The 16,480-nt window shown below is 37.5% G+C and carries 10 protein-coding genes and 1 pseudogene; 7 read left to right on the forward strand and 4 right to left on the reverse strand.

What is annotated here, in order from left to right; all coding sequences use genetic code 11:
• Nucleotide 1: 1 nt before the first annotated feature.
• The 4 genes from DHD80_RS14630 to DHD80_RS14645 form a co-directional block, all read right to left on the reverse strand.
• Nucleotides 2-2,866 (reverse strand): glycoside hydrolase family 2 TIM barrel-domain containing protein, encoded by a 2,865-nt coding sequence (locus tag DHD80_RS14630; RefSeq protein ID WP_251742200.1) that lies wholly within the window; start codon nt 2,864-2,866, stop codon nt 2-4.
• A 9-nt stretch (nt 2,867-2,875) separates the two neighbouring features.
• The gene (locus tag DHD80_RS14635) at nt 2,876-4,177 is read right to left on the reverse strand and encodes a rhamnogalacturonan acetylesterase (protein WP_251742201.1); all 1,302 of its coding nucleotides are present in this window, start codon (nt 4,175-4,177) and stop codon (nt 2,876-2,878) included.
• A 6-nt stretch (nt 4,178-4,183) separates the two neighbouring features.
• A complete protein-coding gene (locus DHD80_RS14640; protein WP_251742202.1) occupies nt 4,184-5,707 on the reverse strand; it encodes a sialate O-acetylesterase in 1,524 nt (507 codons plus the stop codon).
• A gap of 95 nt (nt 5,708-5,802) precedes the next feature.
• Complete coding sequence (locus DHD80_RS14645; RefSeq protein ID WP_251742203.1) at nt 5,803-6,849, reverse strand: GntR family transcriptional regulator; 1,047 nt, start codon at nt 6,847-6,849, stop codon at nt 5,803-5,805.
• A 173-nt stretch (nt 6,850-7,022) separates the two neighbouring features.
• Between DHD80_RS14645 and DHD80_RS14650 the strand changes: the two genes are divergently transcribed.
• The 7 genes and pseudogenes from DHD80_RS14650 to DHD80_RS14680 form a co-directional block, all read left to right on the forward strand.
• Nucleotides 7,023-9,119: a bifunctional aldolase/short-chain dehydrogenase gene (locus DHD80_RS14650; RefSeq protein WP_251742204.1), complete on the forward strand. Its 2,097-nt coding sequence runs from the start codon at nt 7,023-7,025 to the stop codon at nt 9,117-9,119.
• A 75-nt stretch (nt 9,120-9,194) separates the two neighbouring features.
• Nucleotides 9,195-10,475 carry an L-rhamnose isomerase gene (locus tag DHD80_RS14655; RefSeq protein ID WP_251742205.1) on the forward strand — a complete coding sequence of 427 codons (1,281 nt, stop codon included), beginning with the start codon at nt 9,195-9,197 and terminating at the stop codon, nt 10,473-10,475.
• Nucleotides 10,476-10,485: 10 nt separating this feature from the next.
• Nucleotides 10,486-11,862, forward strand: coding sequence for an FGGY family carbohydrate kinase (locus DHD80_RS14660; protein WP_251742206.1), 1,377 nt, complete (start codon nt 10,486-10,488; stop codon nt 11,860-11,862).
• A complete protein-coding gene (locus DHD80_RS14665; RefSeq protein WP_251742212.1) occupies nt 11,859-13,010 on the forward strand; it encodes an alpha-hydroxy acid oxidase in 1,152 nt (383 codons plus the stop codon). Before DHD80_RS14660 ends, DHD80_RS14665 begins: the two co-directional genes overlap by 4 nt.
• An 18-nt stretch (nt 13,011-13,028) precedes the next feature.
• Nucleotides 13,029-14,447 (forward strand): hypothetical protein, encoded by a 1,419-nt coding sequence (locus tag DHD80_RS14670; protein WP_251742207.1) that lies wholly within the window; start codon nt 13,029-13,031, stop codon nt 14,445-14,447.
• Between the two features lie 124 nt (nt 14,448-14,571).
• Complete coding sequence (locus DHD80_RS14675; protein WP_251742208.1) at nt 14,572-16,053, forward strand: glycoside hydrolase family 28 protein; 1,482 nt, start codon at nt 14,572-14,574, stop codon at nt 16,051-16,053.
• A 276-nt stretch (nt 16,054-16,329) separates the two neighbouring features.
• A pseudogene (locus DHD80_RS14680) lies at nt 16,330-16,480 on the forward strand (5-dehydro-4-deoxy-D-glucuronate isomerase); the annotation flags it as partial.

Consider the following 16,480-nt stretch of genomic DNA (forward strand, 5'->3'; position numbering starts at 1 on the left):
TTTATTCTGAAATGTTTCTGAAGTCAAACCATAGATTCATAGTAATGCCGTCATCTCCGCTTTTAATCCTGATATTGGTAGGCTGACTGCTGGGGCCCTGGTGTGACAATGGTTTAAAAGCCCGCATTGCCGGAATTTCGTACATAAATGAAATATCACCTTCCGGGAATTCGGGTTGTGGGTGGGCGCCGGGGAATGCATTTTTAGGCTCATCGGGAGTAAACAGTCTTAGAAATAATTTGTCCGATTCGGTGAAGATCCTGAAGGTATTTTCCCCTGCAATTATTTTGGCTGCCAAAAAGTTAGCATGATATCCTTTAAATTCAGGATAAACAAGGTTTTCAAAACTCTCCCCGGTTATGGTGTTATTATAATCTTTTTCCCAGATGTTATATTCGGTTCCCTGCAACCGGTTTTTCCATACGTGATAAGGGCCTTTGCCAAACCATTTTATACCTTCCATTTTCTCTTCTGGAAAATCGAAAGTAATCCCAAATTTGTCAATATCACCTTCATAAAATGCACCATCAAAGCCGCTGCTTCTACCGGCATTTTTGAGAGTAATCATCTCCATTTTCAATCTTCCATCTGGGAACATAGTCCATTTAATGGTGTGGATTCCGCCATTATAGTTCAACAAAGCCACTGCATTTTCCCCTTCTTTGCGGGTTTCCACCTTTTCTACTTCGGCTTTCATCCCAATGGGCCGGGGGCCGTTAAGAAAAGGGATCTCATTTTGCCCATTTTTAATCTGAAGAATTTCCCCGGTTTTAGCATTCAGTTTTACCATGATGTTTCCGCCTGAAAGCACAACTTCATCCTGGTTTTTTTCCACACTTGCAGTTGTTGAAATTTTTTCTTTCAGCAAAAATTTTTCAGCATAATATGGTGCTCTGTGTATTGGCCATGTCCAGGTATAGATTTCACGGTCATGTTTGTCTGTTCCGGTGATTTCCACCCAGTCCCCTTCGAAGAAATTGTCTTTCAGGGGAATTTTTATTGCGCGTGTTTCTCCTTGCTGGATATCCGGCACATCAATTTCTCCGGAATAAAGAATTTCGGTTTCATCTTTTTCATAGAAAGTATCCTCTCCTGCTTTTTTTACCTGGTATTTCAGTTCAATTTCATTAAGATTTGTGAATAGATAATCATTGGTGATGAGGAAAGAACCGTCAAAGCTTTTCGTAATTTGCCGCGGCTCAAATTGAATAGGTGCCCATACTTCTTTAACTGTATAAAAGCTACCTTCTTTCTCTCTATGGGGACCAAGAATACCATCTGGAGCAAGAGAACCTTTGGAATCGTAGACTTGGTCTCCTGTCCAATCACTTCTTCTCACAGCCGAGTCATTGAAAACCCATAAAAAACCTCCGGCAAAAAGCGGACTTTCACTGTAGTGCTCCCAGAAGTCAGCAAGACCGGCACCATGTCCGTTGTCATAGGTGCCATGCATAAATTCGGTTGGAAAAAAAACATTTTCACCATTGCCAAACCTGTGTACACCGGTAAGATAAGTAGGGTAGTGGTGGGTATCCCAGCCATTAAAATCGGCCCAGGGATGAATGACTATCCTGTCCTGCGGGTCAAATTCTGAAAAAATGGAATCCAGTTCTTCATTCCAACCACCTTCGTTTCCCTGATCCCAGATAATTACGGAAGGATGATTGACATCCCGCTGCACCATTTCTTTTATTAATTTCTTTCCAGTAGCCGTATCATATGGATTTTGCCATCCCGCAAGTTCATCCAGCACAAAAAGCCCCAGAGAATCGCAGGTTTCCAGAAAATGGTCATCTGGAGGATAATGGAATCTCACCGCATTCATGTTCATGTCCTTTATTAGGTTTACGTCCATTACACTAATCCGCTTGCTGGTGCTCCTTCCAGATTCTGGCCAGATGGTGTGACGGTTGATCCCCTTCATCACTATTTTTTCACCATTTACATAAATCCCGTCTTTTTTCCTGAAATCAAACGTGCGAAAACCTATACGCTGCGTAAATTCGTGCAATACGTTACTTCCCCTTACCAAGCTTAGTTTTAAGTTGTAAAGGTTTGGATCTTCTGGGTCCCATGGCTGGATGTTATTCCATTTTGTTTCAATAGAGATTTTTTCTGAACCGCGTTCTACCGGAAAACTGAAGATTTTCAAGGATCCTTCACCGCCGATCGGTTGTAGGCTGGCTTTTATTTCAGCATTCTTCGGAACATTCTTCAGAAGTAGTTCTGCTCTTAACGTACCATCCATCTCTGGATCTACAGCAATATGAGAAATATGAGATTCAGGATAAATTTCAAGCCATACCGGCCTGTATATCCCTCCAAATAACCACCAGTCCGCCTTACGTTCAGCATTATTTACCGTTAGATTTGCAGAGTGTTTCCATACGTGCACTTCCAGTAAATTTTCTGAACCATATTTTATAAGGTCGGTAATATCGTACTGAAATTCATAGAAACCACCCTGATGGATGGAACCGGCAAGTTTACCATTAATGCGAACCTCTGTATCGGTCATTACTCCACCGAATTTGATAATTACTCGTTGCCCGGCATATTCTTTTGGAGCTTCGAATTGATATTTATAAAAACCTTCTTCTTTACTTGGTTCATCCTGTTCCAGTTCTTTATACCATCTTCCATAGGTATATGTTCCAAACCCTTCCAGTTCCCAGTTGGATGGAACGTTTATCGTACTCCATTTTCCGCTGTTCTGCCCATCAGTAACTTTAAAATCCCATTTTACCTGATGTTCAAAATCTTTACCTGAAAGCATGATCTTTTTTGTTTCCTGAGCCTCTAAGAAAAATCCTGTTAATACAAAAAGAAGAATTAGCTGTATTGAAGAATATTTTATTTTTATCATAAACTTAAATTAATTGCCATCTGGTTTTGCATTTTCGAATCTTGGACTTAAGGGGACCTGCCAGCTTGATAGCTCATTTGGGTGTGCTGGATCATAATCTGGTGCATTTTCATTCAAATATTTGGCAAGTGGTAAATTTTGTTCTCTAAGACCATGTATAAATGCCAGGGCAATTTCATTAGCGCCAAAACCATTAAAGTGTGTATTATCTTCTAATTTTTTATCCTGTCCTGGAAAAGTGTTCGCAGGATATTGTACAAAGGCTTTTCGGGAATTCTCATCTCCCCAGCTTTCATACATTCTGGTGGTCATTACGGTTAGATCTATTAAGGGTACATTCATTTCCTCTGCGACTTTCCTAATTGCAGCAGGATAATCACCATGTGTTGGATTTAAGCTACCATCGTTATTGAAAGACCTACGCTGAGTGGGTGTGATAAGAATTGGATTGGCATTTCTTTCTTTTGCTGCTCTCATAAATTCTTTTAAAAGCTTAGTATAAGATTTCCAGGGGCCAATACCTTGTCCTTTTAGTTTTTCATCGTTATGGGCAAAACCTATTACCAGATAGTCACCTGATTGTATTTGATTTTTAATTTTTTCCAGTCGCTTTCTTCCTTTAAAGGAAACAAGAGCGGCACCAGAGAATGCATGGTTTGAGATGGCGACCTTATTATTAAAATACTGTGTGACTGCCTGTCCCCATGAGGCCCATGGTTCCAGATCCTGATCTGTCATTGTCGAATCCCCTGCCAAATACACAGTTTTTACATTATTTACGGAAGTGACACATATTTTCTGAACAGCTACATCTCCTGAAAATTCTAGTGTTAGTTTATTGTCCCAATCAAGATCATCAGTTTCACGATCTTTCAGGCTTACATTTTCGCCGTTCCCAATGGAGGGTTTGCGTATATTTACTATAAATACTTCTGTTTGACTACCTCCTTTATCAACCTTGATTCTATCTCTCATGATTCTCTTGGATTCAGCTTTGATGGTAGTTTCAGACGATTTTGTTGGAGAACCAAGAACAACCTCAATTTTATAGTTTCCTTCAGGTACAATGGTAGAAAAATAGACCGATTCGTTTGCGGTAAAATCTTGAGTATTGATCCTTACTTTTTTTGAGGTTCCAAAATCGAAACCATAGGTATTTTTTTCACTGAATTTGATGGGAGATTTTATTAAAGATCCCTTTTCCTTAATATAACTATCTCCAAAAATGAAATTCTTTTCTTCCTTTTGGGCAAGAAGCACCTCGCTTGAAGTAGAAAGAAAAATCAAGAAATATATAAATGCATTTTTCATAAGGTTCTAAAATTTGTTATAGGTTTCTCCTGGCCAGTTGTCTGTTCGAAAAGGAGATGCAGGCAATCCTGCACTATTATATAGATTTGGGTTAGGACTGGCCTTCCAGGCAAATCTTACGGCTACCGGATCTTTAACTTTTTCAGAGGATACTATTATTGTATTCTTTTTTATTTCAGCTTTCGCAGAATAAAATTTTTGATCAGTTCCAGCGATTTCAAATTCACTTAATTCTTTTTCTTCAGCCTTTAATCCGTTTTCGGCATAATTAAAGAAGATTTGTATTTTCTTTCCTTTTTTTTCGAAATGATCATATATGGGGCCTGAAAAATTAATATCCTTTTTATTATAAGTTTTGGCCAGAGCCCAATAACTTAAACGTTCTCCAACTGTTTTTTTATTTCTGGGATGAATATCGGTTGGATTCCCTATATCTGTAGTAACTACCATTCCAGTATTAGTCATTCCTTTAAAAGCAATTAACTGAGCTTCCCTTATTTCGGGATTCTGACTGCGATGTGGAGCAATTTGAACAAAATAAAATGGAAAATCCTCCTGATTCCAAACATCTCTCCAGTTTTCTATCATTGCCGGGAAAAGAGTTCGATATTGGTAGGCACGATCTGCGTTACTTTCACCCTGATACCATATGGCTCCTTTAATTGTATAATTAATCAGTGGGTGAATCATTGCGTTGTATAAAACATAAGGATCTTTATTTTCTTCCCATCTGGAAGGTTTTTCTACAGCTTTTTGGAAATCCGATTTACTGAGAATGGAAGTATAATACTGCTCTAATTTGTCATAATAATTCTTTTCTTTTTCGGCATGACGCTTAAGAATTGGGAGGAAATTTTGATTTTTCTGAAGTATGTCTTTAGAAGTCCACGATTCTGCTTTGGTGCCTCCCCATGATGAAGAAATTAAACCAATAGGGACTTTTAGATCCTGATAAAGGCTTCGACCAAAATAATAAGCAACAGCCGAAAAATAATAGGCATTTTGAGGTGTACATAATTGCCAGGAACCTTCAACATCTTTTTCCGGAGTTTGGGAAGCGTTTACTTCAACAGTGAATAACCTAATGTTTGGGTAATTTGCCGCCTTAACATCTTCTTTATAATTCATTACTCCTGTCTTCCAGGAATCTCCCTGTTTTCCTAAAGTAAAGTACATATTTGACTGGCCCGAGCAAATCCATACTTCTCCCAGTTTAACATCACTTAGTGTAATGGCAATCTCTCCTGTTAATTTGATTTGATATGACTTATTGTCTGCTGTTGGTGTATTAATCTGAACTTTCCAATTTCCATTCGCATCGGCAACTATATTGATGATTTCATCTTCCCAGCCGAGTTCTATTTTTATTTTTTCATCTGGAGAGGCCCAACCCCAAAGATTTACTTCAGAATTTTGCTGTAAAACCATATGATTTCCTACAAGTGGGGGTAGTTTGATTTCGGCCTTGCAGGGATTAGATAGAAAAAAGATCCCACAACAACCAAATACAATTTTCTTTAAAAATGACATAAAACAGGTATTTGCAAATATAATCCTGTCTAAGCTAATACAGTTTTTGTATAGATGTATCCTGTACTGTTATGAAAAGTTAAAGAATTAAGATTTTAAACAGAGTTTCTTTCAATATATTTGAAAACGTTTTTCACCTTTTCTTTTTTGTTTTTCATCACCAGATAAGCTGCGGTTTCGCCCATCGCTTTAAAATCAGTACTTATAACTGTAATTCCTAATAATTCTTTTAAGGGTGTTTCATTATAAGAAATCACTCCAATATCCTTGCCCATAATAAGTCCTTTAGAGCGAATTTGCCTCAATAAATTAACAAGATCCATTTCCTCTATAATAATATAGGCATCCTTGCTTTGTAACTCCATATCTTCATATATTTCGTCAAGGATTTCGAAGTCGAAATTATATTCAATACAAAATTGTCTAAATCCATAAAGAATTCTTTTTGGATAGGGATGCACAGATTTATCGGGATATACTAGAATGAGTTTATCATATTTTCTTAATTTTTCTATACCTTCCTGTAAAGCGCCATAAATATCACCACTGAAATCCTGATACACAGATCCATAATCCCCATGAATCTCAGGTTTCGTATTATCTAAAATTATAAGCTTGTCCTTCGGGATTTTTTCGATTTGATCGAGTGCCTTTTGTGTAACACTGGTATGATGGGATTTTTCATCCCTGAAATGTGGCATGATCACATAATAATTAAACGCTCCCATATTCTTCTCCAGTGCTTTGATAAATAGCGATTCATCACAGTGGTAAATAGATAGATTTACATGTCCATTAACTCCCAGGCAATTTACAAAAGAATTGTAAATCATCATTTTATATGAACTGGGTTTATTTACCATAAAAAGAACATTAATCTTGCTGATTAGGTCAGTTTTTGCAGTATAAAATCCTTTGCCTTTAACCGAAATTATGATCTTTTTCTCTTTAAGAACCCTGTAAGCTTTTTCAACTGTGTCTCGGGAAAGGTAGCAGGTTTCACTTAACTCATTAATGGAAGGAATTTTTTGGCCAATAGTAAGGTTACCTCTTGAGATATCCTGAATAATGGAGTCCACTATTTGTTTATATTTGGGTATCCTGGAAGCTTCATTGATCTTTATTTCAATTGTTTGTGTCATATTTTTCAATAATACAAGTATTTTGCCATTTTCCGATAAGTGTGTAAAAATACACTAATAATATTGTTTTTTTTAACCCTCTTTAATTCTTTTTTTAAGCAGTACAGCACAGGATAGAGCAACGAAAATTCGGGATTATATTTGGATATAAATACACAATTTTAACAATTTATATGGAAAAAGTGTTCGAATACGTAGATTATCTCTGGGACGAGCAGAAAGCAGCCTCATTAGCAAATGACCAGGTAGCCTTATTTTTATATCGTTCCAATATTTTAGGGGCAGATTTAAGGATCACTAATTTTGGCGGTGGAAACACCAGTTGTAAGACCATTGAAAAAGATCCGCTTACCAATGAGGATGTTGAGGTTATGTGGGTAAAAGGTTCTGGTGGTGATATTGGAACTTTAACTAGAGAGGGTATTGCTGGATTATATACTAAGAGATTGCGAGATCTTAAAAATGTGTATCAGGGAATTACAGATGAAGATAGAATGGTTGGCCTGTTCAACCACTGTATATACGATCTAAATAGTAAAGCTCCTTCTATAGATACCCCATTGCACGGTCTCTTACCTTTTGAACATATAGATCACTTACATCCGGATGCTCTTATTGCGGTTGCGGCTGCTAAAGATAGTGAAAAAGTAACCAGGGAGATTTGGGGAGACACTATGGGCTGGGTTTCATGGCAAAGACCTGGTTTTGATCTGGGACTTCAACTTGAAAAATGTTTGGAGGAGAACCCTGGTATTCGAGGAATCGTACTTGGTAGCCACGGACTTTTCACTTGGGGAGATACTTCTTATGACTGTTATATGAATAGTCTGGAGGTTATTGAAACGGCTTCGGAATATATAGCCAAGAAGATCAAGGAAAAAGGAGAAGTTTTCGGCGGTCAGAAATTAGATAGCCTTCCTCCTGAGGAGAGAAAGGATAAAGCAGCCAAGCTGATGCCCTTACTTCGTGGATTGGTGTCTTCAGAAAATCAAATGATCGGACATTTTACCGACAGCGATACTGTATTACAATATATTAATAGTAATGATCTGGAAAGGCTTGCCCCAATGGGAACATCATGTCCAGACCATTTTCTAAGGACAAAGATCCAACCCCTGATTTTAAATCTGAAGACTTCTGAAAATATTACAGAAACAGAAAAGGTTTTAGGGAAATTAACTCCAGATTTCGAACAGTATCGAAAGGAGTATAAAGATTATTACGAAAATTGCAAGCATGATAATAGCCCGGCGATGAGAGATCCAAACCCGGTGGTCATTATTTATCCAGGAATTGGAATGTTCAGTTTTGCCAAGAATAAGCAAACGGCAAGAGTGGCCAGCGAATTTTATGTGAATGCAATTAATGTGATGCGTGGTGCTGAGGCCATTACTGAATATACCTCATTGCCAAGACAGGAAGCCTTTGATATTGAATACTGGCTTTTAGAAGAAGCTAAATTACAGCGTATGCCTGCTGAAAAACCACTTTCCAGAAGAGTAGCACTTGTTACCGGAGCTGGTGGAGGGATTGGTAAAGCAATAGCTGATAAATTAGTAGCTGAAGGAGCCAATGTGGTCCTGACAGATATTAATGAAGATAATTTAAAAGAAGCAGTTGCTACCTATAAACGCGATCAGGTGGAAGGAGCTCTTTGTGATGTCACAAAAGCCGATTCTATTGATGCAGCCTATAAAAAAGCTAACTTGGCTTTTGGTGGAGTAGATATCATCGTGCATTCTGCGGGATTAGCCATTTCCAAATCATTAGAAGACACTACTCAAAAAGATTGGGACCTGCTTCAGAATATTTTGGTAAAAGGTCAATTCTTGATAGCTCAAAAAGGAGTGGAAATTATGAAACAACAAGGGCTTGGTGGCGATATCGTAAATATAGCCAGCAAGAACGGACTGGTTGCGGGACCTAATAACGTAGGTTACGGAACTGCCAAAGCGGCTCAGCAACATATGACCCGTTTACTTGCTGCTGAACTTGGACCGGATCATATTCGCGTAAATACGGTAAATCCTGATGGAGTGATCGTAGGAAGTAAGATATGGGAAGGTGAATGGGCAGAAGGCCGCGCTAAAGCCCACGGAATTAAGGTTGAAGACCTTCCGAAGCATTACGCCAAAAGAAATCTTCTTCAGGAGATCATTCTTCCCGAAGATATCGCCAATGGAGTATTTGCTTGTGTTGGAATTTTAGATAAAAGCACTGGAAATACCATTAATGTTGATGGAGGAATGGCCAACGCATTTGTTAGATAATAGTTTGTTTTTACATTTAAAAGGGATTCTCAGTTATTGACTATCCCTTTTTAATACTTAACCTTAAGGTGATTTATGAAAATTGATAAGAATAATATTTCAGATCATAACAGGAAATATAAGGATTCATTCCAAAAAGAATTCAATTTTGTTTCCGGTAAACTGGAGCAAAAAGGGATCAATATAGAGCAGATCGTACAAAAAGTTAACGATTTCCAGGTAGCTATTCCTAGTTGGGCATTGGGTGCCGGAGGAACACGTTTTGGACGTTTTTCTTATGGAGGTGAACCGTCTTCTCTGGAACAAAAACTTCAGGATGTTGGAATATTGCATTCGCTTACAAGATCTGCCGGTTCTGTTTCGCTTCATATTCCATGGGATATTCCGAAGGATATTAAGGCGATCAAGGAAATTGCAAAAAGCAACGAGATCACTTTTGATGCCATGAACTCCAATACGTTCCAGGATCAGAAGGATGCTAAAAAGAGCTACAAATTTGGTTCTTTAAACAATTCAGATAAAGAAATAAGGGATTTTGCTGTAGAGCACAATCGCGAAGTAATCAAGATCGGAAAAGAGCTTGGATCTAAGAGTCTAACCGTTTGGTTAGCCGACGGAGCGAGCTTTCCGGGTCAGTTAAATTTTCAACGAGCTTTAGATAACACACAGGATAGTCTTAAAGGTATCTATGATACGTTACCTGCAGACTGGAAAATGTTCATTGAATATAAACCTTACGAGCCAAATTTTTATAGTACAACCATACAAGATTGGGGAACTTCTTTTATGCTTGCAAATGCCTGCGGAGAAAAAGCATATACGCTGGTAGATCTTGGTCATCATTTGCCAAATACCAATATTGAGCAAATTGTAGCTACCCTTATGTATAAAGGTAAACTTGGTGGTTTTCATTTCAACGATAGTAAGTATGGAGATGATGATGTTACGGTAGGATCTATTAAACCATATGCCTTATTCCTGATTTTTAATGAATTGGTTTACGGAATGGAGAATAATCCAAATAATCCGGAACTGGCCTGGATGATAGATGCAAGTCATAATATCAAGGATCCGCTGGAAGATCTGCTTCAGTCTATAGAAGCTATTCTTGTAGCTTATACACAAGCGCTGCTGATAGATCAAAAAGAACTTAGAGAAGCTCAACTGAGACATGATGTTGTGAAATGTCAGGAAATTGTACAGGATGCTTATCGTACCGATGTGAGATCTATACTTCAGGCAGCAAGGTTAAAAACTGATGCACCTTTAAATCCGCTGGAAGCTTATCGCAGTTTTGAAGTACGTAAGAATCTAATTCAGGAAAGAGGTAGTAAAACCGTGGCTACGGGTCTATAAAGAAATCATCATGAATCAGGGAAAGGTAACGGCTGTTTTTGATATCGGAAAAACGAACAAGAAATTTTTTCTGTTTGATGAAGAGTTTCAGGAACTTCACCGGGAATACATCAGGATAGGTGAAATTACTGATGAAGATGGATATCCTACAGAAGACCTGGAGTCGCTGAAGAATTGGATGAGAAAAGTTTTTAACGATATCCTTAAAACTGAAAGATTTGATATCTCTGCTATTAACTTTTCAACCTATGGCGCTAGTTTAGTGCATTTAGATGAAAATAATGAAGTGCTTACCCCTTTGTATAATTATACAAAAGATATAGATGCTTCAGTGATAGATTCATTTTATAAAAAATATGGTCCGGAAGAAGATTTTGAACAAATAACCGGATCGCCTAAAGCAGGTATGTTGAATTCAGGCATGCAGCTATACTGGCTTAAACAAACCCAGCCGGAAGTTTTTAAGAAAATAAAATACTCCCTTCATCTGCCGCAATATCTTAGTTACATCTTTACGGGAATTCCTATAAGTGAATATACCAGCATTGGTTGTCATACAGCCATGTGGGATTATAAGAAAAGAGACTATCATCGTTGGATATACGAGGAGAAAATTTACCTGATTTTACCGCCTATTGTTTCAACTGAAACAAGTTTTAATATGAACTATAATGGCAAACGGATAAAAATTGGCGTAGGCATCCATGATAGTTCGGCTGCATTGCTTCCATATGTGAGAAGTATAAAAGAAAATTTTATTCTGGTTTCAACCGGGACCTGGAGCATTTCTTTCAATCCTTTTTCTGATTCTAAACTATCTAAAAAGGAAGTAGAGAAAGGATGCATCAATTATATGCGTATCAATGGGAAAGCGGTTAAAGCTTCCAGGATTTTTCTGGGGAACGAGTTCAAAAAGCAAATAGAATTTCTTTCAGATCATTACAATGTTCCGAAGGATTTTCATAAAAAGATCGTTTTCGATTATGACATTTATTATGAGATCACGAAAGACTTCGAACCTATGTTCAGATGGTTTAATTTGGAAACTGAAAACATGCCTTCTAAAACTACCATTAACTATTATAATGTGGAACAGGCTTACCATCATTTAATGATCGAGCTTGTAAAGATACAGGCTGAAAGTATAAAAACCATAGAAGGGAATACCATGAATTATAAGTTGTTTGTAGACGGCGGTTTTACCGATAACAACGTCTATATTCATTTATTATCACATTACCTGCGCAATATGTCTTTAAGAACAACGAAAGCCTCATTGGGATCTGCTCTTGGTGCCGCTCTTTCTATTTCAGACAAGGAATTAAATTCAAAATTTTTAAAGAAAAACTATTCTTTACAAAAGCATGTTCCCTTTATAATTAAATAACAATGGCAGTTAATTCCAAATATCCTTCAGTAGAAGATCTTCGACAAAGAGCTAAAGAAAGAGTACCCGCATTTGCTTTTGAATATTTGGATGGCGGCTGTAATGAAGATGTTAATATTAATCGTAATACCACTGAAATTAGAGAAATACAGTTACAACCCAGATATTTAAGAAATTATGGTAATAGTTCCATAAAAACCAAAGTTTTGGGAATGGAGTTCGATGCTCCTTTTGGTATTTCTCCAGTAGGACTTCAGGGTCTAATGTGGCCAAATTCACCTCAAATACTGGCTTCAGCAGCATATAAGCATAATATTCCTTTTATTTTAAGTACCGTAACTACGATGGATATTGAAGAGGCGAGTCGCCTCACCGAAGGGAAGGCCTGGTTTCAACTATATAATCCTGTGGAAGATTCTGTAAGGAATGATATTTTGAACAGAGCTAGCGATGCCGGTTGTCCTGTACTCGTTCTACTTTGTGATGTTCCAACTTTTGGATACAGACCAAGAGATATCAGGAATGGTCTTGCTTTGCCTCCAAAAATGTCGGTTAAGAACATTTTACAAATTCTGGGAAAACCTACCTGGGCTTATAATACTTTAAAATATGGACAGCCAACCTTTGAAAATTTGAAACCTTATACACCTGAAGGCTTGAATTTGAAACAACTCGGACAGTTCATGGATAAAACATTCTCGGGTCGCTTGAATGAGGAATTGATCAAGCCTATTCGGGACAAATGGAAGGGAAAACTGGTTCTTAAAGGAGTGGCATCTGCACAGGATACCGAAGATGCCATTAGATTAGGTTTCGACGGTGTAATTGTCTCTAATCATGGAGGAAGGCAGTTAGACGCCGGGCAATCAACCATTCACGCTCTTCAGAATATAGTAGAAAAATATAGTGATCAAATTGAGATCATGATGGACAGCGGATTAAGGTCTGGACCTGATATTGCCAGGGCAATGGCCTCTGGTGCAAAGTTCACTTTTATGGGTAGATCGTTTATGTACGGGGCAGCTGCCTTAGGCAATCAGGGTGGTGAACATACAATTAGTATGCTTAAAACTCAGTTTCAACAGGTGATGGATCAACTATGCTGTGATAAAATAGAAGACTTACCGAAGCATCTTATTAAAAATTGATTTAAAATAAATTTTAGCATGGCCTTATACAGTCAAGAGGAAGTTGTAATAGAAGAAATAGCCGGAGGTGAATTTGAGAGAGAACCAGTTCCCGAGTCCCACTGGAAAAGCTGGAAAAGCTTTCTTGGAATGTATGCAGGTGAGCATGCCGCTGGAACAGAATTTGTCATTGGGCCATTATTTCTTACAACCGGTGTAAGTGCCTTGGATTTGATTTTAGGTCTTATTTTAGGAAACCTGATGGCCGTATTGAGTTGGCGTTTTTTAACTGCCGAAATTGGAACTAAATTTAGATATACCTTATATTTTCATCTGGAGAAGATATGTGGGAAACGATTAGTTACTTTTTATAATTTGGCGAATGGCATGTTATTTTGTTTCCTCGCCGGTGCTATGATTACTATTTCAGCTACAGCAGTAGGAATTCCTTTTGATATGGAAATGCCGCAGCTTACAGATACAATGCCAAATGGATTGACGTGGATTATTATCGTACTTTCAATAGGGACCGTTATATCAATTATCGCTGCGAGAGGATATTCAACGGTAGCCAAAGCGGCAAATTGGATGTCCCCTATAATTGTTTTGGCTTTTATAGTTTGTGGTATTGTAGCACTGTTTCAATTGAATGTAAATAGTTTTTCTGATTTTTGGAATATATGGGGGAATGGTAGTGAACCGTTTCCGGGACAAATAAAATATACTTTTTGGCATGTTTTCTTATGGTCATGGTTTGCAAATGCCGCAATGCATATTGGTATGTCTGATCTCTCAGTTTTTAGATTTGCCAAAAAGGCTAATACGGGATGGACAACGGCAGCAGGAATGTATGTTGGGCATTTTATTGCTTGGATAGCAGCATGTCTTTTGTACGCGGTTTATTTAAGATCTCCTGAAGCTCAGTTTTTCCTGAATAATGGTCAGGCTCCACCAGTTGCACCAGGTCCTTTAGCCTATAACGCTATCGGTTTTTTTGGAATTATAGCGGTGATATTAGCCGGATGGACAACCGCAAATCCAACCATTTATAGAGCAGGTTTAGCTTTCCAGGCGATCCTTCCGAAGGCTTCAACCTTTTGGGTTACGATCCTGGCGGGAGCAATTGCAACAATTGCCGGATTATTCCCGGCATTCGCCATGCGCTTACTGGATTTTGTAGCTTTATATGGATTTATTCTGGCGCCAATAGGAGCTGTGATCGTTTTTGAATATTTCTTCGGAAGAAAGATAGGAATACAATCTTTTTATGCTGAAAAGTCGGGGACAAATTTCAATATTTCTGTATTTTGGGCCTGGTTGATAAGCTTCGGAGTATTTTACTTTATATCTGTTCAATTTGATATATTTCTTTCGTTTTTAACCTTGCCGGCCTGGTTAGCCTGTGGTGTGTTATTCTTAATTTTCAGTAAATATTTTCAAAAACCTTTAAAAACGTAGAAATTAATAAGTGTGAAATTTTACGTTTTACCACCATTTTTTAATGGTGGTTTTTTATTCACATGTACGTGCAGGATGCAATAAAATTAAAATCAGTGCATATTACAATTCAATTTAATTCAAAATGAAGTGGTATTTTTTATTATTCATAATTTCTTCAGTTTTAATTTTCTCTTGTAAAAACCAAGAAAATGAACATTCTTCAATTCTTCAGCAAAATGAAAATAATAGCTTCCGGCCAGAATGGGTTAAAAAAGTGGGGGCAAAAGTATATCAATTCGAGGATAGCACATATTATGTGAATAATTTTGAAGCTGTTGATGACGGTTCACAATTAACAACGGAGGCTATTCAGAAAGCGATTGATGAATGTGCTAAAAATGGCGGTGGAATGGTAAGGTTTAAACCTGGTATATACCTCACAGGATCAGTTTTTATTAAAGAAGGTGTTCATTTCAAAATTGATGAGGGGGTTGAGATAAGAGGCAGTGAAGATATTAAAGATTACCCATTAATAGATACCCGGATTGCCGGAATAGAAATAGAATGGCCCGCGGCTTTAATAAATGTGAGAGATCAAAAAAATGTAACTATAAGTGGAGAAGGTCTGGTAGATGGTCAGGGTAAGGTCTTTTGGGATTACTATTGGAAATTACGCAAAGAATACGAACCAAAAGGATTAAGGTGGATCGTAGACTATGAGGCTCAGCGCCCCAGAACTTTTCTTATTTCCAATGCCGAAAATATATTTTTAAAAGATCTTAATATTCAAAGAGCAGGATTCTGGACGGTGCAGATACTTTATTCCAAATATGTTACCGTAGATGGAGTCATCATAAGGAACAATATTGGCGGACACGGCCCCAGTACCGATGGAATAGACATCGATTCTTCACAATGGATACTGGTTCAAAATTGCGATATAGATTGCAATGACGATAATTTCTGTTTAAAGGCGGGTCGTGATTGGGATGGCTTGCGTGTAGATAAACCTACAGAATATGTGGTGATTAGAGATTGTATCGCCAGAAGAGGTGCGGGATTATTTACTATAGGAAGTGAAACTTCGGGAGATATTCGCCATGTATACGTTTCTAACATTGAGGGTCTGGGAACTTCCAATGGCTTAAATATCAAATCTGCCATGACCAGAGGAGGAACGGTAGAAGATATATATATTGAAAACATTAAAATGGATAGCGTGGGAACATTTATGGAGGTTTCTATGAACTGGAATCCGAGTTATAGTTATTCCAAATTACCGGCAAATTATGATATTGATGAGGTTCCCGAACACTGGCGTACTTTATTAAAGAGGGTGGAACCGGCTTCTAGGGGGATTCCCAAATTTCGTGATATAAGCCTTTATAATATTAAAGTGAAAAATGCCAAGCAGGCGATAAATGTAAATGGAATCGATAGTTCATTAGTAGAAAATATAACTCTGAAAGATGTTTCTATCCAGGCTGAGACTGCCGGACAAATCCATTACAGTAAAAACTGGGAGCTAGATAGAGTACACCTCAAAATTAAAGATAGTTCACAGTTGGAAATAAGGAATTCTCAAGATGTTAAATTCTCAGAATCAGTATATTATTTTAAGTAATAGGCTTTAAGCAATCCTTAGAACTCTCCAAGGATTAAGTCGCTTATATTACTTTAATATTCATTCTAAGACAGTGTATTCTCTCATTAGCAGTATAGAGCAGGACAGTGAAACTCCACCTAATTATTACCTTGAAGAGAATTCATTTGATAATTAAAACATTCGTATACGTTGCAATTCCCAAATTTTAATGCTTAAAAATTTGAGGAAACACCAATAATTAAAAAAAAACATTACAATCGCGTAATCGATTGCATAATTATAAACTTAAAAAATATGACAAAATCAGAATTTAGATACGCACATCATCCCGAAGATGTAAAAAAATATACGACACAAGAATTAAGAGATCATTTTTTGATCCCGGAGCTATTCAAAAAAAATGAAATTAACCTTACCTATACGATGTACGACCGGTATATAGCAG

The organism is Gramella sp. AN32, from assembly GCF_023718305.1.
In the GTDB taxonomy this organism is placed as follows: Bacteria; Bacteroidota; Bacteroidia; order Flavobacteriales; family Flavobacteriaceae; genus Christiangramia; species Christiangramia antarctica.

Coding starts and splice junctions, on each gene's coding strand:
- DHD80_RS14630 (WP_251742200.1), bottom strand. CDS start 2,866: ATGATAAAAATAAAATATTCTTCAATACAGCTAATTCTTCTTTTTGTA.
- DHD80_RS14635 (WP_251742201.1), bottom strand. CDS start 4,177: ATGAAAAATGCATTTATATATTTCTTGATTTTTCTTTCTACTTCAAGC.
- DHD80_RS14640 (WP_251742202.1), bottom strand. CDS start 5,707: ATGTCATTTTTAAAGAAAATTGTATTTGGTTGTTGTGGGATCTTTTTT.
- DHD80_RS14645 (WP_251742203.1), bottom strand. CDS start 6,849: ATGACACAAACAATTGAAATAAAGATCAATGAAGCTTCCAGGATACCC.
- DHD80_RS14650 (WP_251742204.1), top strand. CDS start 7,023: ATGGAAAAAGTGTTCGAATACGTAGATTATCTCTGGGACGAGCAGAAA.
- DHD80_RS14655 (WP_251742205.1), top strand. CDS start 9,195: ATGAAAATTGATAAGAATAATATTTCAGATCATAACAGGAAATATAAG.
- DHD80_RS14660 (WP_251742206.1), top strand. CDS start 10,486: ATGAATCAGGGAAAGGTAACGGCTGTTTTTGATATCGGAAAAACGAAC.
- DHD80_RS14670 (WP_251742207.1), top strand. CDS start 13,029: ATGGCCTTATACAGTCAAGAGGAAGTTGTAATAGAAGAAATAGCCGGA.
- DHD80_RS14675 (WP_251742208.1), top strand. CDS start 14,572: ATGAAGTGGTATTTTTTATTATTCATAATTTCTTCAGTTTTAATTTTC.